Source organism: Pseudomonas sp. Pseusp88, from assembly GCF_047303955.1.
In the GTDB taxonomy this organism is placed as follows: Bacteria; Pseudomonadota; Gammaproteobacteria; order Pseudomonadales; family Pseudomonadaceae; genus Aquipseudomonas.
The window spans coordinates 440,288-463,054 of record NZ_JBGLYM010000003.1; the positions used below are offsets into that span (position 1 = coordinate 440,288).

Below are 22,767 nucleotides of genomic sequence, written 5' to 3' on the forward strand. Positions count from 1 at the left end.
CATGCCTGACTCAATCACCCCCATCGAATTACCCCCTGACCTGCACTACGTCGAAGACACCCAGGCCGGATTCAGCCGCAAGATTTTGCGCGGCAAATTCGTCTACTTCGATACTGACGGCCAACGCATTCGTGATACCGATGAGATTCAGCGGATCAACGCTCTGGTCATCCCGCCCGCCTACACCGATGTGTGGATCTGTCCTGACCCACGCGGCCACTTGCAAGCCACCGGCCGCGACGCCCGTGGCCGCAAGCAGTACCGATATCATCCACGCTGGCGCGAGATCCGCGATCAGAACAAGTACTCGCGCATGATCGAGTTCGGCCTGGCCCTGCCCAAGGTTCGCAAACAGATTGAAGCGCAACTGGCCGAGCCGGGGATGGGTCGCAACAAGGTCATGGCCACAGTGGTGTCATTGCTCGATGCCACGTTGATCCGCATCGGCAATAGCCAGTACGCCCGGGACAACCGCTCCTACGGTCTGACCACACTACGCAACAAGCACGTCGAGGTACACGGCGCCGATATCCTCTTTCAATTCCGCGGCAAGAGCGGCGTCGAGCATCAGGTCAGCATCACCGACCGACGCCTGGCCCGGGTGATCAAGCGCTGCATGGAATTGCCCGGCCAGAACCTGTTCCAGTACCTGGATGACCAGGGTGCGCGGCATACCGTCAGCTCGGCGGATATCAACGCCTACCTGCATGAGCTGACCGGTGCCGACTTCACAGCCAAGGATTATCGCACCTGGGCCGGCAGCGCCCTGGCCCTGGCGACCTTGCGCAAGCTGGAGTGGGAGCCGGAGGCTGATGCGAAAAAACACATCGTCGAAATGGTCAAGGCAGTCGCCCGACAGTTGGGCAATACGCCAGCAATCTGCCGCAAATGCTACATCCACCCCGCCGTGCTCGAAGGTTTTCTGCAAGGTCAACTGGCCAGGCTGCCACGCACTCGTCAGCGCAAGGGCCTGCGCCTGGAGGAAGTGGCACTGGCGATGTTTCTGCAGAGTCTTACAGATACTTCAACCACGCCAGATCCCGACGCCGTGCCTTGACCCCGACTCCACTCGATATTGAGACGCGACGCAGGGTAACGGGGACGTAGAAATTGTCCGGCAGACCGCTAACGATGATTGGCGCGCTGTCGCTACGGACGATGACCGGGACATGTCTGAAGGTTTGCTGCAGCGCATGAGAGGCGTCCAACAGCGATGGCGGGTCAGACGCCATTGATCCCCTTATTGGTGGACCTCTAGTGTCCGGTCTCGCAAATAAGCTGTTCAGTCTGGACGGCGCCTGATTTCGCCAGGCTGCGTTGCCTGACAAAACCAGCCACTCGACCAGAGTGAACGTATTTGCAAGACAGGACGCTAGCTACTGGAGTCACATCCTGTTAATAATTCAGTCACTTTCTGCTGCCACCCTCCTTGCCAATTAGCCAGATTGTGCTAGCAACTTGTTAATTGCGTCCTACTCGCAGTCCGCAAGCGATACATCACTAAAACCTATGCCACACCGTATCCGAGCACTGTGCTCAACTTATTTCCTGTTCTTGCGATCTACGAAATTGCCACTATCCTGAACGGATGCTGTTGGAAAGTGGAATGGCGCTGTACATACTAAAATGATCGGGTTTATAAAGCTCGACATGGCTAACAGCCAGATCTACAGCGAGCTAGCACAGGATTATGACAACTGGACGTCACGCGTGAATTTGCCTAAAAACAACGATATAGCGTTAAAAAAACGAACCAACATGAAAAACCAACAGGTTATGAACGCAATTTTCATTATTGGTCTCGTACTCTTCGAAGCAGTGTAAATCCTTGAGTCTTGACATTCGCCAGCAGCCTGCCGAAATGAACACAGTAAAATGAACTGTTTGTTTATTCATGGCCGGTACCGAGGAATTGGCTCGCCCGCATTTTGTGCGCACTTGAATATTTAGTAGCGGTCAGACCGACCCAGGTTTGCCCGCAGGTGTTTGTCTGCCAGAGGATACTTATGAGTCAGCGCTTCCTTCCCTTTTCTCGCCCGGACATCGGCGATGAAGAGATCGCGGCCGTGAGCCGGGTGCTGCGCTCCGGCTGGATCACCACCGGACCGGAATGCCAGAAGCTGGAGCAGCAATTTGCCGAGCGTACCGGCGCTGCCCATGCCATTGCCCTGTCCTCGGCCACTGGTGCGATGCATGTCACCCTGCTGGCCCTTGGCATCGGCCCAGGCGATGAAGTGATCACCCCGTCCCAGACCTGGGTCTCCACCGCCAACATGATCTGCCTGCTCGGCGCCACACCGGTATTCGTCGATGTAGACCGGCATACCCTGATGAGCGATATCGAGTCCATCGAACAAGCCATCACCCCGCGCACCAAGGCGATCATTCCGGTGCATTACGCCGGGGCCGCGTTCGATCTTGATCCGCTTTACGCTCTGGCCGAACGTCATGGCATCCGCGTCATCGAGGACGCCGCCCACGCTGCCGGAACCCTTTACAAAGGCCGTCCGGTGGGCGCCCACGGCACGGCAATCTTCTCCTTCCACGCCATCAAGAACATGACCTGTGCCGAAGGTGCCATGTTCGTCAGCGACGACGAGCAACTGGCCAATCGCGTGCGCATGCTCAAGTTCCACGGCCTGGGTGTGGATGCCTATGACCGCATGACCCACGGCCGCAAGCCGCAGGCCCAGGTGATCGAACCGGGCTTCAAGTACAACCTGGCCGACATGAATGCCGCCATCGCCCTGGTACAACTGGAGCGCCTGGAAGCCATCAATGCCAAGCGCCAGTTACTCGCCGAGCACTACCTCAAGCGCCTGGCCAGCTCACCTGTACTGCCTCTGGCCCAGCCGCACTACGACCAGCACCATGCCTGGCACCTGTTCATCCTGCGTATTGACCCCGAACGCTGCGGCCTGGACCGAGACGCCTTCATGAAGGCCCTGCAGGAACAGGATATCGGCAGCGGCATTCACTTCATCGCCACCCACCTGCACACCTGGTACCGCCAACGCTATCCCGACGTATACCTGCCGAACACGGAATGGAACTCATCACGCATATGTTCGATTCCGCTGTTCCCGGAGATGTCCCTCGACGATGTCGAGCGCGTCGTCAGTGCCATTGAATCGATAGTGGAATAACGCCTGTGAGACCTTATCCGATCAACCGCGTATCCGTCGTCATACCGGTCTACAACGAACATGAAAGCCTTCCGGAACTGCTGCGCCGTACCGAGGCAGCCTGCGCACAGCTGGACCACGCCTACGAAATCGTACTGGTCGACGATGGCAGCCGTGATGATTCCGCCGACATCCTGCAAGACGCCGCCTCCCGCGAAGGCAGCCCGTTCGTGGCCGTGATCCTCAATCGCAACTACGGCCAGCACGCGGCGATCATGGCCGGTTTCGAGCAGTGTACGGGCGACGTCGTGATCACCCTGGATGCTGATCTGCAGAACCCGCCCGAAGAAATCCCGCGCCTGGTCAAGTGTGCCGAGCAGGGCTACGACGTGGTCGGCACCGTACGCAACAACCGTCAGGACTCTGCCTGGCGCCGCTGGCCGTCGCGCCTGATCAACCTGGCCGTGCAACGTTCCACCGGGGTCGCCATGAGCGACTACGGCTGCATGCTGCGTGCCTATCGCCGAACCATCGTCGACGCGATGCTGGCCTGCCGCGAACGCAGCACTTTCATCCCGATCCTGGCCAACAGTTTTGCCCGCCACACCACCGAGGTGCTGGTCGAGCACGCCGAGCGCGAGCACGGCGACTCCAAATACAGCCCGATGCGCCTGATCAATCTGATGTTCGATCTGATCACCTGCATGACCACTACGCCCCTGCGCCTGCTGAGCATCATTGGTTTCAGCATGGCCCTGCTCGGCGGCCTGTTCGCTCTGGCATTGATCGTTCTGCGCCTGATCTTCGGCGCGCCCTGGGCGGGTAACGGCAGCTTCGTATTGTTCGCCGTGCTGTTCGTCTTCACCGGCGGCCAGTTCATCGGCATGGGCCTGCTGGGCGAATACCTGGGCCGCATGTACAGCGATGTGCGCGCCCGTCCGCGTTTCTTCATCGAAAAAGTCGTACGCAGCGTCCCTCCCACGCCTTCGACCACCACCATCGAATCGTCGACTCTCCATTCTTCTTTGAGCAAGGTTGCACCATGAGCCTGAAAGCTGTTGTCTTCGCCTATCACGATATCGGTTGCGTCGGTATCCAGTCTCTGCTGGATGCCGGTTATGAGATCAGCGCGGTATTCACCCATGCCGATGACCCGAAGGAGAAGACCTTCTTCGCCTCTGTCGCCCAGCTCTGCGCCCGTCACGACATCCCCGTGCACGCTCCGGAAGACGTGAACCACCCGCTGTGGATCGAGCGCGTGGGCAAGCTGGCACCTGACTTCATCTTTTCCTTCTACTATCGCCACCTGCTCAGCGACACCCTGCTGGCCCAGGCAAAAAATGGCGGCTTCAACCTGCACGGCTCGTTGCTGCCACGCTATCGCGGCCGGGCCCCGGCCAACTGGGTGCTGGTCAACGGCGAAACTGAAACCGGCGTTACCCTGCACAAGATGGTCAAGCGCGCCGATGCGGGCGACATCCTGGCTCAGCAACGGGTCAGCATCGATATCAGCGACGACGCCCTGAGCCTGCACGGCAAACTGCGTCAGGCGGCCGCTGAACTGCTGTCGGAAACCCTGCCTGTGCTGGGTCGTGGACAACTCAACGGCACGGCGCAGGACGAGTCCCTGGCCAGCTACTTCGGCCGCCGCACACCGGCCGATGGCCGCATGGACTGGCACCTGCCCGCCACCACCCTGCATAACCTTGTGCGAGCTGTTACCCAGCCCTACCCCGGTGCGTTCTATCTGGCGGGCGAGCACAAACTGGTCGTCTGGAGCGCCAAGGTCCAGAGCGGCAACGAAGGCCTGGCCCCCGGCACCGTGATCAGTTGCGACCCATTGCGTGTCGCCTGCGGCGAAGGCTCGCTGATCATCAGCGCCGGTCAGCGTGGTGACGATGGTCTGTACCTCAGTGGCCCGCAACTGGCCCGTGAGTTCGGTCTGGTGGCAGGCTCACGGTTGGTCAGCAACGACAGCGTCAAACCGGTGCGTCGCACTCGTGTGCTGATCCTCGGCGTCAACGGTTTTATCGGCAACCACCTGTCCGAGCGCCTGCTGCGGGACGACCGCTACGAAGTCTACGGCATGGATATCGGCTGCGACGCCATCGAGCGCCTGCGCAGCAATGCAAACTTCCACTTCATTGAAGGCGATATCAGCATCCATACCGAGTGGATCGAGTATCACATCAAGAAGTGCGACGTGATTCTGCCCCTGGTTGCCATCGCCACGCCGATCGAATACACCCGCAATCCATTGCGCGTATTCGAACTGGATTTCGAAGAAAACCTGAAAATCGTCCGCTACTGCGTCAAGTACAACAAGCGGGTGATTTTCCCGTCGACCTCGGAAGTCTATGGCATGTGCCAGGACCCAAGCTTTGACGAGGACACCTCTAACCTGGTGGTCGGCCCGATCAACAAGCAGCGCTGGATCTACTCGGTATCCAAACAACTGCTTGACCGGGTCATCTGGGCCTACGGCCAGAAAGGCCTGAAGTTCACCCTGTTCCGTCCGTTCAACTGGATGGGGCCGCGCCTGGACCGCCTCGACTCGGCGCGTATTGGCAGTTCGCGGGCCATTACCCAATTGATCCTGCACCTGGTGGAAGGCACGCCGATTCGTCTGGTCGACGGGGGGGCACAAAAACGCTGCTTCACCGACGTCGTCGACGGCATCGAGGCACTGGCCCGGATCATTGAAAACCGTGGCGATGCCTGCAACGGCCAGATCATCAATATCGGCAACCCGGACAACGAAGCCAGCATCCGCCAACTGGGCGAAGAGCTGCTGCGGCAGTTCGAGGCTCATCCACTGCGCAGTAACTTCCCACCGTTTGCCGGTTTCCGCGAAGTCGAAAGCCAGTCTTTCTATGGCAAAGGCTACCAGGACGTCAGCCACCGCAAGCCAAGCATCGACAACGCCCGTCGTCTGATCGACTGGAAGCCGGGCATCGAACTGAGCGAAACCATCGGCAAGACACTGGACTTTTTCCTGCGTGAAGCCATGGCCGAAAAAGCGGAAAAGCGTTGATGCAAGCGGGTTTGCGAATTGATGTCGACACCTACCGCGGCACGCGCGACGGGGTGCCGCAGCTGTTGGAGATACTGGCTGAAGCACAGATCAAGGCGACGTTTTTCTTCAGCGTGGGTCCGGACAACATGGGGCGCCATTTATGGCGCCTGATCCGCCCGCAGTTTTTCTGGAAGATGCTTCGTTCCAAAGCTGCCAGCCTGTATGGCTGGGACATTCTGCTGGCCGGTACCGCCTGGCCGGGCAAGCCGATCGGCAAGGACTTCGGCCATCTGATGCGCCAGGCCCGGGACGCCGGCCATGAGGTCGGCCTGCATGCCTGGGATCACCACGGCTGGCAGGCCAACGCCGGACGCTGGAGCGAGGAACAACTGACCGAACAGATGCGCCAGGGCCTGGACTGCCTCAGCGCTATCCTCGGTGAGCCCGTGACCTGCTCCGCTGCCGCCGGTTGGCGCGCCGACGAACATGTGGTGCAGGCCAAACAAGGTTTCAACCTGCGCTACAACAGTGACTGCCGGGGCACCAGCCTGTTTCGTCCGACCCTGCGCAACGGGCGCCCGGGCACTGTGCAGGTCCCGGTCGATCTGCCCACTTACGATGAAGTCGTCGGCGCCGATCTGGCCAGCCGTGACTTCAATCGTTTCATTCTGGAGCGCTTCAAGCCCGATGGCCTGAACGTCTACACCGTCCACGCGGAAGTGGAAGGCATTCTGCTGGCCGATGACTTTCGGCAACTGCTGGCCCAGGCCCGCGAGCGCAATATTCATTTCTGTCCCCTGGGCGAACTGTTGCCCGAGGATCTAGACAGTCTACCGACAGCCCGCCTGAGCCGTGGCACCCTCAGTGGTCGTGAAGGCTGGCTGGGAGTGCAACAAGCATGACCACCCGAAACTGGTACATCCCCTTACTGCTGCTGGCCTTCGTGCTCGCCTATCTGTTGCCACTGGCCAGCCACGGCCTGTGGATTCCGGACGAAACCCGCTACGCCCAGATCAGCCAGGAAATGCTCCATAGCGGTAACTGGGCAGCACCGCACTTCATGGGCCTGCGTTACTTTGAAAAACCGGCCGCCGGCTACTGGCTGATCTCCTTGGGCCAGGCACTGTTCGGTGAGAATCTGTTCGGCGTGCGCATCGCCTCGGCCCTGAGCACCGGTCTCAGTGTATTGATCGCCTGGTTGCTGGCCCGACATCTATGGAACGACCCGCGCAAAAGCTTCGCCTGCGCCCTGATCTACATGAGCTTCGGCCTGATCGCCGGGCAAGCCGGCTACGCCAATCTCGATCCGCAGTTCAGCCTGTGGGTCAACCTTAGCCTGCTGGCCTTCTGGCTGGCCCAGGGCAGCACGGGCAACCGGCGATTGGGTTACTGGGCGCTGCTCGGCGTTGCCTGCGGCATGGGCTTCATGACCAAGGGCTTCTTGGCCTGGCTGTTCCCGGTGCTGATTGCCCTGCCCTACATGGCCTGGCAGCGACGCCTGGGTGAACTGCTCAAGTACGGTCCTCTGGCCGTGACAGTCGCCATTGCCGTCTGCCTGCCCTGGGTTTTGGTTGTGCATGGCAGGGAACCGGACTACTGGCGGTTCTTCTTCTGGCATGAACATATCCGCCGTTTTGCCGCCGAAGACGCTCAGCACGCTCAGCCGATCTGGTTCTACCTGCCGATCCTGGTGGTCTCGAGCCTGCCTTGGGCAGCACTTCTGCCCGCCACGATAAAACAGAGCTGGCAGGATAAACGCCTGGCGTCTGTCGGCTTCCTGCTGCTTTGGGTGCTGCTGCCCCTGGCGTTCCTGAGCCTGAGCCGGGGCAAGCTGCCTACCTACATCATGCCGTGCCTGGTCCCCCTGGCCCTGCTCATGGGCCATACGGTGGTCAACCTGTTACAGCATCAGCGCCTGGGAGCACTGCGCCTGAACGGGTTGCTCAATGCCCTGCTGGGCGCGATTGGCCTGGTTGCACTGACTTGGCTGCAATTCAAGCAACCGGTTTATAACCAGGAGCCTGTCGCCAAGCTGCTGCTGATCATCGTGTTGACGGGCTGGGTCTTGACGAACCTGTTCCAGGCCCTGCGTCCGGCCCGTGGCTGGGCCAGCCCGGCCCTGGGTATCGGCCTGCTGGTGGCGCTGCTGCCTAATGCCCTGCCCAAGGCCACGGTCCTGAGCAAAACCCCGCAGCTCTTCATTCAACAACACGAACAGGAACTGGCGACCAGTACCAGTCTGCTGTCCAACGACCTGGGCGCGGCCTCGTCTCTGGCCTGGACTCTCAAGCGCAACGACGTGGTCTTCTATAACACCGTAGGCGAGTTGGAGTATGGGCTTGACTACCCTGAAGGCGAGGCCCGCAAGGTCGATCTCAACACGGTCCAGACCTGGATGGATCAGGCTCGGCGCAAGGGCTCCGTCGGCGTGGTCATCCGTGGCGATGGCGATGCCGAAAAACAGGAAATCGATCTGCTGCCAAAAGACGGCAAGCGCTTTGCCCAGGGCAACATGCTGATTCTCCTGTTCGAGAAAACCGCACCATGAGCCTGGTATTGCTGTTGACCGCCTGCCTGCTCACCTGCCTTGGGCAGATTGCGCAAAAGCTGGCAGTGGAACAATGGCGCAGTGGTTTTCCTGGTATAGCCAGGGCAATGACAAACACCTGGCTGTGGTTGGCCTTGTTGTGTCTGGGCCTGGGTCTGCTGGTCTGGCTGCTGGTCCTTCAGCGGCTTGAGGTCAGCATCGCCTATCCGATGCTGAGCCTGAACTTCGTGCTGATTACCCTGACCAGCCGCTACCTGTTCAAGGAAAAGGTCGACGCCCGGCACTGGCTGGGCATCGCCCTGATTCTCATTGGCGTCGTGCTGCTGGGGCGCCAGGCATGAGCCGCACGTCAGGCATTGCCCTGGCCATGAGCAGCGTCGTGCTGGTCAGCGCCGCTCAACTTGGCATGCGCTGGAGCATGTTGCGCCTGCCCACGCCTGAACAGTGGCCCGAAGCCTTGAGCCAGGGTCTGTTGCAGGTCGCGCCACTGGTAGTAGTCGCCATTGCCATCCTCGCCTATGCCCTGTCCATGCTGTGCTGGTTGCTGGCCCTGCGCGAGCTGCCCCTGAGCCGCGCCTATTCACTGTTGAGCCTCAGTTACGCGCTGGTCTACCTGATCGCCGCGTGCCTGCCATTTTTCCATGAAGCGTTCAGCGTCTCCCGGACGCTGGGCGTCAGCCTGATCGTCGCTGGCGTACTGACGATCAATTTTCGCCGCACTCCTCGTAATGAAACCCAGGATCTAACCCCATGAAAATCAGTGTCTTCGGTAGCGGATATGTAGGTCTGGTGCAGGCCACAGTGTTGGCTGAGGTCGGCCATGACGTGATCTGTATGGACATCGACCAGGCCAAGGTTGAGCAACTGCGCCAAGGCCAGGTCAGCATCTTCGAACCTGGGCTGGCCAGTCTGGTGAAGGAGAACCTGGAAAAAAACCGCCTGCGCTTCACCTGTGAAGAAAAGCTCGCGGTAGAACATGGCGAAGTGTTGTTCATCGCCGTAGGCACTCCGCCCCAGGAAGATGGCTCAGCGGACCTGAGCGGCTTCTTCGCCGTCGGTGAAGCTATCGCCCGTCACCGTGTCGAGCCGGTGATTGTAGTGGAAAAGTCGACGGTACCGGTCGGCAGCGGTGACGCCTTGGTTAACTGCATTGAGAAAGCGTTGCGCCAAGGCAGCAGGATTCTGCAATTCGATGTGGTATCCAACCCCGAATTCCTCAAGGAAGGCTCTGCCGTCAATGATTGTCGTCGCCCGGACCGCATCGTCATCGGCTGTGAAAATGATGAAGTGCAAAAGGTCATGCGCGAGCTATATGCCCCGTTCAACCGCAACCACGACCGCATCATGTTCATGGACCGACGCAGTGCCGAGCTGACCAAATACGCCGCCAACTGCATGCTGGCGACCAAGATCAGCTTTATCAACCAGATCGCCGAACTGGCCGAACACCTGGGCGCCGATATCGAATCCGTGCGCCTGGGCATCGGCGCCGACTCGCGTATCGGCTATGACTTCATCTATCCCGGCTGCGGCTACGGCGGCTCATGCTTCGGCAAGGACATTCGCGCCCTGATCCACAGCGCCACTGAAGCCCACTGCTCCAACGACCTGTTGCGCGCGGTAGAAAACATTAATGAGCGCCAGAAGAACAAGCTATTCGATCGGGTCAATGCCTTCTACAAGGGCGATCTGCGCGGCAAGACCTTCGCTATCTGGGGCCTGGCCTTCAAGCCAAACACCGACGACATGCGCGACGCCCCGAGTCGGGTACTGATGGAAGCACTGTGGGCGGCTGGCGCCAGCATTCGCGCCTTTGACCCGGAAGCCATGCAGGAGACTCAGCGTCTCTATGGTAACCATCCGGACCTGATGCTGATGGGCACCCCGGAGTCTGCCCTCAATGGCGCCGATGCGTTGATCGTCTGCACCGAGTGGCAGCAGTTCAAAGCGCCGGACTTCGACCTGATTCAGCAACGCCTCAGCGCTCCGGTGATCTTCGATGGCCGTAACCTCTACGACACCGAGCGCCTGTCCGCCAATGGCTTCCACTACTTCCCGATCGGCCGTGGCGAATCGTGCAGCCTGCCGATTCCGCAGCATCAGTGGGTCGCCGCGTAATACAGGTGGCAAGCCAGGAGAGCAAACGGGGTCGCGAGGCGTTATACCCGACGTACCGCGTCCCCCTGCTTACCAAGGCGATGGCTCCTACCTGACCGGCCCATTCACCTTCAGCAACACATAGTCTTCCTTATCGAATCGCCCGTGCAGCAACACCGGCGAGTCAGCCATCCGAGTGCCCTGCAAGGCCATGTAACTGGCGTTGCTCATCATCACATAGGCCGGCTCGGTCACCGCCGCCAACTGCTGTGGCGTCTGGGTGAACTGCGGCTGCAGGTCATGATCCAGGTTGACCATGAACTTGATCGCCTTGGCGTCCTTGCCCATGACATGCAGGACCAGGGGCAGCGGGTCCTTCTGCATGACCTGGTCCGCCTCCAGGCTAAAGCTGCGAGTGTCATACAGATTGCGCTCGACCGGTTCGAACACCCAGATGTAACTCGACCACACCGCCAGCACTGCACACGCCGCCAGACTGTAGACTCGCAGCCGTGGCCTGAACAGCGAAGCCAGGGCAAGAATCTGCAACAACCCGAGGAAAACCAGCACGCCGCCGATGCTGGTCAACTGCTCGGGAAAGCGCTGGCGAGCCACCAGCAGCAAACCGATGAACAGCCCCGGTAGCACACAGAGAATGGCCATGACCAGAGCCCGCAGCCCGACCAGCCACCGGTTGCCGACCGCCTGGAAAGGATACGCCGCGATGATCGCGGCCATGGGCACCATCGGCAGCATGTAGCGGGCTTTCTTGGCCTGGGGCACCGACAGGCCGACCATGACGATCAGCCCCGCCGCCAGACAGGCCCACACCAGGCGCAACTCCGGCCCCTGATGGCGCCAGCGGCTCAACACGAGCGTCAACAGCACGACAATGGCCAAGGGGTAGGCAATGGCAAAGTTGCCCAGGGAACTGGTGAAGTAATAGGTCGGGCTGCTTGTCCCTTCGCTGCCATCCATCCGCGAAGTGAACTGCATGCGCACCACTTCAGCGACGAAATCGCCGCCGCCACTGACCTTGGCCAGCAGCAGCAACAACGCGATGCAGGCTGCCAGTAGCACGGTTGCGACGACCCCGAAAATAAACATGCGCCGCCACTGTCCGTTGAGCATGTAATAGCTGCACAGGATCCCCGTCGGCACAACCAGTCCTATCGGTCCGCGAATGGCAAAGCCCAGCACCAGCAGAACAAAGATCCAGGGCAGGCGCCGGGATTTACCGAAATGATCGGCGGCGTAGCCCAGGTAGAACACGGCAAAGGCAACAGTGGCGAGCATCTGGTCCAGGGAAACGGCACGCGTCTCGCTGATAAAGGTGGTGCTGAGCATCAGCAGGGTGATGCTGAGCAACGCCCACTGTCGCGAGTACGGCGCCAGCAGGCGGTACATCAGCATGACCAGCAAGGCCGAGGAGATGGCCGTGGGCAACCAGGCCGTCAGGCTGGTCACCCGTCCCAGCGGCAACGAGAACAGATAGATAAGGAAGGTCGAAGTGGAACTGTAATCCGCGTAGGGCTCGCCATAGGTGGTCGGAAAAAAGCCGGGACCGTGGCGAAGCATTTCCTGGGCAAACAGGACAAAACGTGAATCGAAGCCGATGGCCGCCTGATGCGGATCACCGACAATAAACACGATCAATGCCAGCACACCGACCAATATGGCATGCAGATGAATATCAGGGGCAGACAGAACAGAGTTCCGACCAGATGCGAAGAATGACACTGCACACTTTCCTTATTCTCAATGAATCACCTGTTCCTCCCGGCGCTGTCGAAAGAACCGGACGGTAGACAGGGTTTTACCTGCTTGTTCGGTTCAATGCACATAAATTAATCAATGGACCCGTTGCACCGTTAATAAATGCCAACCTGCCCTTCACCGTTTGCGCAAAACATACACCCGCCACATGGCATACAGCGGAATGAAATCCAGACGGGCCTGGATATCGAACCCGGCCTGAGTGAACTCGGCCTCGACGGTCGCCTCGGGCAGAACAAAACGGTTCTGATAGCCATGTACCTTGTTTTGCTCCAGGCGTTTCCTCTCCTGTTGCTTGCGTCGCCAGGACTTGAAGTTGCCATCGACCCATAAGGATATGATCACCGTCTCGCGGGTCACGCGATGGAACTCTGCCAGCAGCGCCTTGCGGTGCTCGGCTTCACCGATATGGTGCAGCAGGCGCATGCAGAAAATGGTGTCGACCGAATTGTCCGACAGACCGGTATCAAACGCCGACATCTGCCTCAACTCGATACGCTCAACGATCTCCATCGACTGACCACTGGCGGCCGTACGCAGCATGCTTTCCGAATTATCGGCGGCCATGATCACGCGGTTTTTCTTTTCCGCCAGCACCGGCCAGAAGCGCCCGGCCCCGCAGGGCAGGTCCAGAACCAGTCCAGGATCACCGGCTATTTCCAGCGCCTTGCGGGCCAGTTGCATATCCCGCCAGTTGGACAGTCGACGTGAAAGACCATTACGGTGTTTGTGCAAGTATTGTTGTGCGTGTTCGTCGTTATACTTTTCGGAAAACTTGAGTTTGATCTGAGTCATGGCAAGTTGCCTCCTTGAGCGTGCAATGCACTCTAATCGATATGACGTAAACAATAAGTTGTGCACATGTGAAAATTTCATCAACTTCAAAAAATCAATGTAATGATTAACTTACACATCGACGAACGGCCATATAAATATGTAACAAGATATATATCCAGTTAAACTTGTCGCACACTTCCCCTCCTATAACAGCGACAAAAACGTGTCCGTATCACTACAGATCGAACTGGATGCGTTTTCTCTAGAAAATCTCGCCGCGTCCGCGACGTCGTGCTGTCGCGCGGCACTCCCTGGCGGGGAAGCAGGACTGGACCCTGTAGCGAGTTCCCGTGTTTCAGCAGGTCAGGCGTTGTCCGATAAGAGCAGCTCCAGCCGCAGGCGCCCTTGCGGCTAAGGCCGCTCCTGCGCAGACATAGTTACATCGGTCGCGCTACAGCCCCACCGTAAAGCAGCAGCCGTGAGGTTCGCGAGTGGTCAGGGAAACCGTCCAGCGCTGGTTGTCGCAAATCCGCTGTACCAGTGACAAGCCCAGACCGAGCCCTTCGCCGCGCTGCTCATCGCCGCGAACAAAGGGCTGGAACATGGCCTGCTGTTTCTCCAGGGGAATACCGATACCACTGTCCTCGACCGTAAAACCGTGCTCGCTGAGCGTCAGGCGAATGAAGCCTGTGTCAGTGTAGTGCCAGGCATTACGCAGCAAGTTGCCCATCACCGACTGCAACAGAGTCGGGTTGTACAACCCGGTCGCCGACGCACAAGGCACATAGATAAGCTGCAGGCCCTTTTCCTCAATGGGTTGGCGCCAGGTTTCCAGCAACTCGTCGGCGACCTGACTCAGACTTTGCAGGCAGCCAGACCGTGGTGCCTGGACCTCCGTGCGGGCCAGCAACAGAAAGGTCTCGACCAGCTGCCGCATGCCCAGGGTCGCCCGACTGACGCGGCTGACCTGGGTCCGCGAACGCGAATCCAGGCCCGGGTGTTCCAAAAGCAGCTCGCAGGAACTGGCCAGGACCATCAAAGGCGTGCGCAGCTCGTGGCTGACGTCGCTGGTAAAGAGTTTCTCCCGCTGCAGGGCCGCACGCAGACGCCCAAGGGTCTGGTCGAAGGACAACGCCAATTCACCGACCTCGTCCTTGGCATAATCCTCGGCCAGCCTGGGGGCCACTTCGAGGATCTGGTCGCGATGGCGGACCTGCCTGGCCAGACGTATGACCGGCGCCATGACCCGCGAAGCCAGCAGCCTTCCCAGCAGGATTGCCAACAACACGCTGAGGATAAAGCCGATGAACACCACGCCGAACAGGATACGCTCACGCTTGGCGAACTTGCGCTGATCGCGCAGCAGTACATAACGACGATCATCAACCCGTTGCACAATCACGTAATAGCTTTTCTTGCCCCGGTCCAACTCGTGGTAACCAGGCTGCAGATCAACGAGATCATCGCTGAGGGCAAGGTCACCCTGGCCGCCCTCGACATAGAACAACTCTTCTTTTTCCGGGCGATGGCGCCAGGCGTTCATATCATCCTGAGTCAACATGCGCCGCAGATCGCTCCCCAGACTGATGGCAGTCAGGCGCTTCTCGACAATATGCACGGTGACAAAGATGCCGGCCGCGAAGGTCCCTGCCACCAATGCGCTCATCAGGGCAAAAACGATCACGATTCGTTGTTTTAAGCTGTGCTTGATATCCATCGGGGTCCAGACATACCCATACTCATGTAGACGACACCAACACCCAACCTGTCGACGTCAACGGCAGGTGACGATTATCGAATGAGCGATGTCATGGTTTCGTCAAATCCCCGGACTTTTTCAGCTTTGTAACAACTGACACGAATTCGACACGGTTTTGACGTTTTTTTCTCATGCCTGGAATTAGTTTGCTGCGACTTTTAACTGCTAATGATTCGCATTGGCTAAGATATGGCAATTCTCCCTCCCCCCGTCAGGAATCGACACGACATGCCTAGCAAGACTCATTCATTCGTCAATAGCGTGCTGTTCTCCGCCATGCTTCTGGGCACGTCCTGTGTATATGCCGCCGATGATGGCATCGTCGTCTACAACGCCCAGCACGAAAGCCTGACCCAGGCCTGGGTCGACGGCTTCACCAAGGAAACCGGCATCAAGGTTACCCTGCGCAACGGCGATGACAGCGAGATGGCCAACCAGATCGTCCAGGAAGGCAAAGCCTCGCCGGCCGACGTATTCCTGACTGAAAACTCGCCTTCGATGGTGCTGGTGGACAAGGCCGGGTTATTCGCTCCGGTAGCGCCTGCCACCCTGTCCCAGGTCGACGCTCCGTATCGCCCGGCCCATGGCACCTGGGTCGGCATCGCCGCGCGTTCGACCGTACTGGTCTACAACAAGGACAAACTCAAAGAGGCTGAGCTGCCCAAGTCCCTGCTGGACCTTGCCCAGCCAAACTGGAAAGGCCGCTGGGCCGCTTCGCCTGCCGGTGCCGACTTCCAGGCCATCGTCGGCGCCCTGCTCGCTCTCAAGGGTGAAGCCGCCACACTGGAATGGCTCAAAGGCATGAAAACCAATGCCACTGCCTATCGTGGCAATGGCACCGTGCTCAAGGCGGTCAATGCCGGGCAGATCGACAGTGGCGTGATCTTCCATTATTACAGCCTGATCGATCAGTCCAAGACCGGTGAGAACAGCAAGAACACCTCGCTGTACTACTTCAAGCACAAGGATCCGGGCGCTTACATGAGCATCTCCGGCGGCGGCGTGCTGGCCTCCAGCAAACATCCGGAACAGGCCCAGGCGCTGCTGAAATGGATCACCGGCAAACAAGGCCAGGCTATCCTCAAGGATGGCAACTCGTTTGAATACGCCGTTGGCGCAGGTGCCCAGTCCAACAGCAAGCTGGTACCTCTGGAGCAGCTCGATGCTCCGGCACTGGACAGCTCGAAACTGGACAGCAAGAAAGTCGTTGAGCTGATGACCCAGGCAGGACTGTTGTAAGTGCTGCCAGAGTCTACTCAAGCGCTGACGCATACCGCCGCCGGGGAGGCCTTGTACGCCACCCCGGCGGCCTTGCGTGCGCGACGCTCCAATGGCAAGCGCCCGCCCCTGTGGATCAGCAGCAGCGCCATCGGGCTCTCGCTGCTGGCGCTGCTGCCCCTCGGGTTTATCCTGGTCATCGCCTTCCAGACGGGCTGGGCGACGGTCATCGAGCTGGTGTTTCGGCCAAGGGTCGCGGAGCTGCTGTTCAATACCCTTGTATTGGTGCTGCTGACTATCCCGCTGTGCATTGTGCTTGGTGTGGCCATGGCCTGGCTGACCGAACGTACCGAACTGCCGGGACGCCGCATCTGGTCCCTGCTGGCGACCGCGCCGATTGCCGTACCGGCCTTTGTGCACAGTTATGCCTGGGTCAGCCTGACCCCTTCGCTGCATGGTTTGCCTGCGGCGGTGCTGATTTCCGTGCTGGCCTACTTTCCCTTCCTGTATTTACCCATCGCGGCGTCTTTGCGGCGCCTCGATCCGGCCATCGAAGATGTCGGCCAATCCCTGGGCCTGAAGCCCTGGGCGGTGTTCCGTCGCGTGGTACTCCCGCAATTGCGCCTGGCCATCTGTGGCGGCTCGCTGCTGGTCGGTCTGCACTTGCTGGCCGAATACGGCCTGTACGCGATGATTCGCTTTGACACCTTTACCACGGCCATCCTTGATCAGTTTCAGTCGTCCTTCAATGGCCCCGCCGCCAATATGCTGGCCGGGGTCCTCGCACTGTGCTGCCTGTTGTTGCTTAGCCTGGAGTCGATCCTGCGCGGCAAGGCCCGCTATGCCAGGGTCGGCTCCGGCAGCGCTCGTGAACCACGCCTGCAACGACTGACCACGCGGGGCAACAGTCTGGCCCTGCTGCTGCCGATCAGCCTCAGTGCACTGGCGCTGGGCGTGCCGCTGCTGACCCTCGGCAACTGGCTGATCGCTGGCGGCGTGCAAGCCTGGCATGGCGCGAAGATCCTCGACGCCCTGCAGCAGACCTTGGTCCTGGCCAGCTTCGGTGCCCTGCTGACCACCTGTGCAGCGATCCCGGTGGCCTGGCTGTCGGTGCGTTCGCCGGGGCGCCTGCATCGCGTGCTGGAAAGCTGCAATTACATCGCCAGCTCCCTGCCGGGCATTGTCGTCGCCCTGGCGTTGGTGACGATTACCATTCATTTTGCCCGGCCGATCTACCAGACCGCTGTGACCGTGCTGCTGGCCTATCTGCTGATGTTCCTGCCCCGGGCGTTGGTCAGCTTGCGCGCGGGGATCGCCCAGGCACCCGTGGAGCTGGAACATATCGCCCGCAGTCTCGGTCGCTCTCCAGCACAGGCCCTGTGGCGGGTGACCATGAAACTTGCAGCGCCATCGGCAGCTGCCGGGGCGGCCCTGGTGTTCCTTGGTATCACCAATGAACTGACTGCAACCCTATTGCTGTCACCCAGTGGCACCCGCACTCTGGCCACCGGCTTCTGGGCCATGACCTCGGAAGTCGACTATGCTGCCGCAGCGCCCTATGCCTTGATCATGGTGCTGCTGTCGCTGCCGTTGACCGCCCTCCTTTACCATCAATCCAAACGCACGGCAGGCCGATGAACGCCCTGGAACTCCACGCTATCCATAAATCCTTCGGCGGCGTGCCCGCCATCAAGGATGTCAGCCTGAGCATTGCCCCGGGCAGCCGCACCGCTATCGTTGGTCCGTCCGGCTCGGGCAAGACCACCCTGCTGCGCATGATTGCCGGGTTCGAATTCCCCGATTCCGGACGCATCGCCCTGCACGGCCAGTGGCTGGTCAATGAGCAGGGCGAAGTCCCGGCTCATCAGCGCAATATCGGCTATGTCCCCCAGGACGGCGCGCTGTTCCCGCATCTGAACGTGGCCGACAACATTGGCTTCGGCCTGCCCGGCAACAGCGCTGGCAAGCGTCAGCAAGTCGCCGAATTGATCGAACGGGTCGCCCTGGATCCGGCCATGGCCAGCCGCTGGCCTCATGAACTGTCCGGCGGCCAGCAACAGCGCGTGGCCCTGGCCCGGGCCTTGGCCCAGCAGCCGCGCCTGATGTTGCTGGACGAACCGTTCTCGGCGCTTGATACCGGCCTGCGCGCAGCCATGCGCAAAAGCGTGACCAAGGTGCTGGCCGAGGCCGGTATCGCAACGATTCTGGTCACCCATGATCAAGCGGAGGCGCTGTCTTTCGCCGATCAATTGCTGGTCATGCGTCAGGGCCGACTGGTCCAGGCGGGCGCACCGCAGGCGCTGTATCTGAATCCGGTCGATGAAGAGACCGCCGTATTTCTCGGCGATGCCTTGCTATTCACGGCGCTGGCGGATCAGGGCCTGGCTCATTGCGACCTGGGTCAGGTGTCGATCAGCGATGCGCTATGCCAGGGGCAGGTGCGCATCATGCTGCGACCGGAGCAGGTCCTGTTGATTCCGGCGCATGCGGCTACGAGCAACATCCAGGGGCGGGTGACGGATATCGATTTCGGGGGCAACAACTGCCTGGTCACTGTGGAGCTTGATCCGCCACTGTCATCGCGACCGGTCAAGCCGCACTCGATCGTGGTACGCAGCCCAGGCCACGACATTCCCGCAGTGGGCAGCCGGGTCGGTTTTTCCATCCAGGGCCAGGCCCATGTCTTTGCCTGAGTCATGCCGACTCAGGCGGGATCGGCCTCCTTGCCGAACAGGCAGACACAGACGGCCAGAGCCACCACCACAGGCACGATCAGCCCCCACAGGCCGCAAACCAGATAAGCCAGCGCCGCGACGATACAGCCCAGGGCAAAACCCAGCAGGTTGTGCACCACCGGCTTGAGGCGCAGGCGGATGGCGGCACGTTGCTCGGGGTCGCGCTGTTCGAGCAGGGCAAATACATCCACCGCAAGTTGCGTGACATTACCTGTCATCAAGGTAGTGGGCGGCGCGCCTTTCATATGCTGGCGGGACACCGCGTTCTGAATGGCCATGGCCGCAACACCGGTCATGCCGGTGAGCAACGCCAGGCTGCTGTCGCTGTCGCTGAACGGTCCGAAGCACACGCCCAACAGGGCGAACAGCGCCAGCAGCACGGTATGGGCGAACAGTAATGGTCGCAGCGGCGCCAGGCCACGGCGATTGATCACCACCGCAGCCAGATGGCTGAGCCCCACTACCAGCACAAACACCGGCAAGGCCAGCAGTTTGGCAACTGCGCCTGACGTGCCGTGCACGATGCTCACGCCCAGGGTTACGAAGTTGCCGGTGACATGGGCAGTGAACAGCCCTTGCAGGGCAAGAAAACCCAGGGTGTCGACAAAGCCGCCGTTGAAGCTCAGGGCCGGAGCGACGGAGCGGTGGGGCGTGGTGGGCATTGGGAAGGTTCCCCGTCTGGAGTTGACGAACACCCGCAGGAGCTGCTCGCAGCCTTCGGCAGCTCCTACGGGTCCGTGCTTGACCAGATATCATGGGGGTGCTCGTATCCGCGCCGCAATGCCCGGCGGCAACAGATAGCACATCCATTCAAATCATTCGTGCAACTGGCCCAGACAGCGCTCCAGGATGTCCAGGCCTTCGCTGAGGATATGCGCCTCGGTAGTCAGCGGTGCCAGCAGACGAATGATGTGCCGTGACTTGCCACTGGGCATCAGCAGCAGGCCGTTGTTACGTGCCAGTTCCAATAATTGCGCAAGTTGCGCGGTGGCGGGCTTGCCTTGCGGGGTCAGCAACTCGATACCACGCATTGCGCCAACACCGGTCAGACGGCCGAGGTAAGGCGACAGCTTGCGCGCCTGCCAATCCTGATAACGCTCGGCCAGCATGCCTGCCTGCAAGCTGCTCCAGGCGGCGAGGTTGGCATCCGTCATCTCATCCAGAGTCGCCAGAGCCGCTGCACAGGCAATCGGGTTACCCGAGTATGTGCCGCCCAGGCCGCCCTTGGGCAAGGCATCCAACAGTGCCTTGCGACCGACCACCGCTCCCAGCGGCACGCCGCCGGCAATGCTTTTGCCGAGCAGGATCAGGTCAGGCTCGATCCCCAGGCGGCTGAAGGCGAAACGCTCACCAGTGCGGCCGAAACCGGACTGGATTTCGTCGACGATCAGCACGATGCCCTTTTCATCGCAAAAGCGCCGCAAAGCCTGAGCGAACTCCACGTCCAGAGCGAGGAAACCGCCCTCGCCCTGCACGGCCTCGACAATGAAACAGGCGACGTCGTCAATATCGATCTCGACACTGAACAACCGATCCATGGCCTTGAGCGCCTCGGCAGCCGTGACGCCGTTGTCGGCACTGGGGTAAGGCAGGTGATATACGGGACCAGGCAAGACCCCGACTTTCTGCTTGTACGGCGCAACCTTGCCATTGAGGTTCAGGGTCGCCAGGGTGCGGCCATGGAAAGCACCGTCAAAGGCGATGACTGCGGTGCGACCGGTGGCGCCACGGACAATCTTCAGAGCGTTCTCCGCCGCTTCCGCCCCGCTGTTGGTAAGCATGCCGCTGACCGGATAACTGACCGGAATGAACGCCGCCAGGCGCTCGATATATTGCTGGTACGGCAAGTGAGGCACGGCATTGAAGCAGTAGTGGGTCAACTGCCCGGCCTGGCGAGTAATGGCCTCGACTATCCGCGGATTGCAATGGCCGAGGTTCAGCACACCGATGCCGCCGACGAAATCAATAAAGCGCCGTCCTTGGGTGTCCCACACCTCGGCATTGCGGCCATGGCTCAGACTCAGCGGGTGAACATGGGAAACGGACTGGCTGACGGCGCTCATACACGCACCTGCCCGTTCGCCGAAGCGATCGGTGAGTCAGGCAAAAGGTGGGTAACGCGGATACGCAAGGCCATGCTCGAATCGTCCTGCTGACAAGGGAAAGGCTGCCATCTAAGCGATGATCGGGCCCTGGCAACAAGCGAAATAAAATCGTTGATTCATTCCATGAGGGAATCGTTAGTTGTAGATATTTTCAGCCAGGTTTGCTTTCCTGACCAAGGAGCGAGGAAAATGACCGCTCTTGCGCCTGCTGTGCGCCTCAGATTATTCCCCGATGCCACGGACCGCGCTCGGTCGGTGGCGTCCCTGCCGAGATCCCAGAATGGCATCAAGACCCGTCATCAATGCTTCGGTCAGCCCCAAGGGCAGCCTGGAAACCCTGTCGCAGCGTGAAGTGCAGCAACTCAGCGCCGCCGGTTCAGGCAGTGTCTACAAACTTTTTCGCCAGTGCGCCCTGGCCATCCTCAACACCGGCGCCCACGTCGATAACGCCAAGACCATTCTCGAAGCCTACGAGAGCTTCGACGTACTGATCCACCAACAGGACCGCGGCGTGCGCCTGGAGCTGCTCAACGCTCCGGCCGATGCCTTCGTCGATGGCGAGATGATCGCCAGTACCCGCGAAATGCTGTTCAGCGCCCTGCGCGACATCGTCTACACCGAGAGTGAACTGGACAGCCAGCGCATCGACCTGAGCAGTTCCCAGGGCATCACCGACTACGTCTTCCACCTGCTGCGCAACGCCCGCACACTGCGTCCCGGCGTCGAGCCGAAGATGGTCGTGTGTTGGGGCGGTCACTCGATCAATACCGAAGAATACAAATACACCAAGAAGGTCGGCCACGAACTGGGCCTGCGCAGCCTGGATATCTGCACTGGCTGCGGCCCGGGCGTGATGAAGGGGCCGATGAAAGGCGCCACTATCGCCCATGCCAAGCAACGCATCACCGCCGGTCGTTACCTGGGCCTGACCGAGCCGGGCATCATTGCCGCCGAAGCACCCAACCCTATCGTCAACGAACTGGTGATCCTGCCGGATATCGAAAAGCGCCTGGAAGCCTTCGTTCGGGTGGGTCACGGCATCATCATTTTTCCCGGTGGCGCCGGTACCGCCGAAGAGTTCCTGTATCTGCTCGGCATCCTGATGCATCCGGACAACCGCGACGTGCCCTTCCCGGTCATTCTCACCGGGCCGAAACATGCAGCCCCGTACCTGCAACAGCTGGATGCCTTTGTTGCCGCGACCTTGGGCGACGCGGCCAAGGCGCACTACCAGATCATCATCGATGATCCGGCCGAAGTCGCGCGGCACATGACCCAGGGCCTTAAACAGGTCAAACAGTTCCGCCGCGAACGCAACGACGCCTTCCATTTCAACTGGCTGTTGAAGATCGAAGAAAGCTTTCAGCGCCCCTTTGATCCGACCCACGCCAACATGGCCAACCTGCAGCTGGACCACAGTCTGCCGGCCCATGAACTGGCGGCCAATCTGCGCCGGGCGTTCTCCGGCATCGTCGCCGGTAACGTCAAGGACAAGGGCATCCGCCTGATCGAAGAACACGGCCCGTACGAAATACACGGTGACGCGACGATCATGCAGCCCCTGGACAAGCTGCTGAACGCCTTCGTCGAACAACACCGCATGAAATTGCC

Annotated in this window: 18 protein-coding genes; 13 read left to right on the forward strand and 5 right to left on the reverse strand. The window is 60.1% G+C overall.

The window, feature by feature from the left end; genetic code table 11:
• Position 1 precedes the first annotated feature (1 nt).
• The 9 genes from ACCD02_RS06510 (at position 2) to ACCD02_RS06550 (ending at position 10,807) form a co-directional block, all read left to right on the forward strand.
• The gene (locus tag ACCD02_RS06510; protein WP_413299575.1) at positions 2 to 1,057 is read left to right on the forward strand and encodes a DNA topoisomerase IB; all 1,056 of its coding nucleotides are present in this window, start codon (positions 2 to 4) and stop codon (positions 1,055 to 1,057) included.
• Between the two features lie 949 nt (positions 1,058 to 2,006).
• Positions 2,007 to 3,146: a UDP-4-amino-4-deoxy-L-arabinose aminotransferase gene (arnB, locus tag ACCD02_RS06515; protein WP_413299577.1), complete on the forward strand. Its 1,140-nt coding sequence runs from the start codon at positions 2,007 to 2,009 to the stop codon at positions 3,144 to 3,146.
• 5 nt (positions 3,147 to 3,151) lie between these two features.
• Positions 3,152 to 4,171, forward strand: a complete 1,020-nt coding sequence (arnC, locus tag ACCD02_RS06520; protein WP_413299579.1) for an undecaprenyl-phosphate 4-deoxy-4-formamido-L-arabinose transferase — start codon at positions 3,152 to 3,154, stop codon at positions 4,169 to 4,171.
• Complete coding sequence (arnA, locus tag ACCD02_RS06525; protein ID WP_413299581.1) at positions 4,168 to 6,159, forward strand: bifunctional UDP-4-amino-4-deoxy-L-arabinose formyltransferase/UDP-glucuronic acid oxidase ArnA; 1,992 nt, start codon at positions 4,168 to 4,170, stop codon at positions 6,157 to 6,159. The genes arnC and arnA overlap by 4 nt, the downstream gene beginning before the upstream one ends.
• The gene (gene arnD, locus ACCD02_RS06530; RefSeq protein WP_413299583.1) at positions 6,159 to 7,043 is read left to right on the forward strand and encodes a 4-deoxy-4-formamido-L-arabinose-phosphoundecaprenol deformylase; all 885 of its coding nucleotides are present in this window, start codon (positions 6,159 to 6,161) and stop codon (positions 7,041 to 7,043) included. Before arnA ends, arnD begins: the two co-directional genes overlap by 1 nt.
• The gene (gene arnT / locus ACCD02_RS06535; protein ID WP_413299585.1) at positions 7,040 to 8,689 is read left to right on the forward strand and encodes a lipid IV(A) 4-amino-4-deoxy-L-arabinosyltransferase; all 1,650 of its coding nucleotides are present in this window, start codon (positions 7,040 to 7,042) and stop codon (positions 8,687 to 8,689) included. Before arnD ends, arnT begins: the two co-directional genes overlap by 4 nt.
• The gene (gene arnE, locus ACCD02_RS06540) at positions 8,686 to 9,030 is read left to right on the forward strand and encodes a 4-amino-4-deoxy-L-arabinose-phosphoundecaprenol flippase subunit ArnE (protein ID WP_413299587.1); all 345 of its coding nucleotides are present in this window, start codon (positions 8,686 to 8,688) and stop codon (positions 9,028 to 9,030) included. The genes arnT and arnE overlap by 4 nt, the downstream gene beginning before the upstream one ends.
• Complete coding sequence (gene arnF / locus ACCD02_RS06545) at positions 9,027 to 9,443, forward strand: 4-amino-4-deoxy-L-arabinose-phosphoundecaprenol flippase subunit ArnF (protein WP_413299589.1); 417 nt, start codon at positions 9,027 to 9,029, stop codon at positions 9,441 to 9,443. The genes arnE and arnF overlap by 4 nt, the downstream gene beginning before the upstream one ends.
• Positions 9,440 to 10,807: a UDP-glucose dehydrogenase family protein gene (locus ACCD02_RS06550; RefSeq protein WP_413299591.1), complete on the forward strand. Its 1,368-nt coding sequence runs from the start codon at positions 9,440 to 9,442 to the stop codon at positions 10,805 to 10,807. Before arnF ends, ACCD02_RS06550 begins: the two co-directional genes overlap by 4 nt.
• Positions 10,808 to 10,894: 87 nt before the next feature.
• Here the strand turns inward: ACCD02_RS06550 and ACCD02_RS06555 are convergent, their stop codons facing one another.
• The 3 genes from ACCD02_RS06555 to ACCD02_RS06565 form a co-directional block, all read right to left on the reverse strand.
• Positions 10,895 to 12,493 carry an ArnT family glycosyltransferase gene (locus ACCD02_RS06555; RefSeq protein WP_413299625.1) on the reverse strand — a complete coding sequence of 533 codons (1,599 nt, stop codon included), beginning with the start codon at positions 12,491 to 12,493 and terminating at the stop codon, positions 10,895 to 10,897.
• 186 nt (positions 12,494 to 12,679) lie between these two features.
• Positions 12,680 to 13,357, reverse strand: a complete 678-nt coding sequence (locus ACCD02_RS06560) for a class I SAM-dependent methyltransferase (protein WP_413299593.1) — start codon at positions 13,355 to 13,357, stop codon at positions 12,680 to 12,682.
• Between the two features lie 433 nt (positions 13,358 to 13,790).
• The gene (locus tag ACCD02_RS06565) at positions 13,791 to 15,056 is read right to left on the reverse strand and encodes a sensor histidine kinase (RefSeq protein WP_413299595.1); all 1,266 of its coding nucleotides are present in this window, start codon (positions 15,054 to 15,056) and stop codon (positions 13,791 to 13,793) included.
• 318 nt (positions 15,057 to 15,374) lie between these two features.
• On the opposite strand from ACCD02_RS06565, the gene ACCD02_RS06570 reads away from it, so the two are divergent.
• The 3 genes from ACCD02_RS06570 to ACCD02_RS06580 all read left to right on the forward strand — a co-directional run bounded on the left by ACCD02_RS06570 (position 15,375) and on the right by ACCD02_RS06580 (position 19,009).
• Positions 15,375 to 16,337, forward strand: coding sequence for an iron ABC transporter substrate-binding protein (locus ACCD02_RS06570; RefSeq protein WP_413299627.1), 963 nt, complete (start codon positions 15,375 to 15,377; stop codon positions 16,335 to 16,337).
• A gap of 108 nt (positions 16,338 to 16,445) precedes the next feature.
• The gene (locus ACCD02_RS06575; protein ID WP_413299629.1) at positions 16,446 to 17,954 is read left to right on the forward strand and encodes an ABC transporter permease; all 1,509 of its coding nucleotides are present in this window, start codon (positions 16,446 to 16,448) and stop codon (positions 17,952 to 17,954) included.
• Positions 17,951 to 19,009, forward strand: a complete 1,059-nt coding sequence (locus ACCD02_RS06580) for an ABC transporter ATP-binding protein (RefSeq protein ID WP_413299597.1) — start codon at positions 17,951 to 17,953, stop codon at positions 19,007 to 19,009. Before ACCD02_RS06575 ends, ACCD02_RS06580 begins: the two co-directional genes overlap by 4 nt.
• An 11-nt stretch (positions 19,010 to 19,020) precedes the next feature.
• Here the strand turns inward: ACCD02_RS06580 and ACCD02_RS06585 are convergent, their stop codons facing one another.
• On the reverse strand, positions 19,021 to 19,713 hold the full coding sequence (locus tag ACCD02_RS06585) for a YoaK family protein (protein WP_413299599.1): 693 nt from the start codon (positions 19,711 to 19,713) through the stop codon (positions 19,021 to 19,023).
• A 153-nt stretch (positions 19,714 to 19,866) separates the two neighbouring features.
• The gene (locus tag ACCD02_RS06590) at positions 19,867 to 21,114 is read right to left on the reverse strand and encodes an aspartate aminotransferase family protein (RefSeq protein WP_413299601.1); all 1,248 of its coding nucleotides are present in this window, start codon (positions 21,112 to 21,114) and stop codon (positions 19,867 to 19,869) included.
• A 322-nt stretch (positions 21,115 to 21,436) separates the two neighbouring features.
• On the opposite strand from ACCD02_RS06590, the gene ppnN reads away from it, so the two are divergent.
• On the forward strand, positions 21,437 to 22,767 hold a 1,331-nt coding region (ppnN, locus tag ACCD02_RS06595), incomplete at its 3' end, for a nucleotide 5'-monophosphate nucleosidase PpnN (RefSeq protein WP_413299603.1).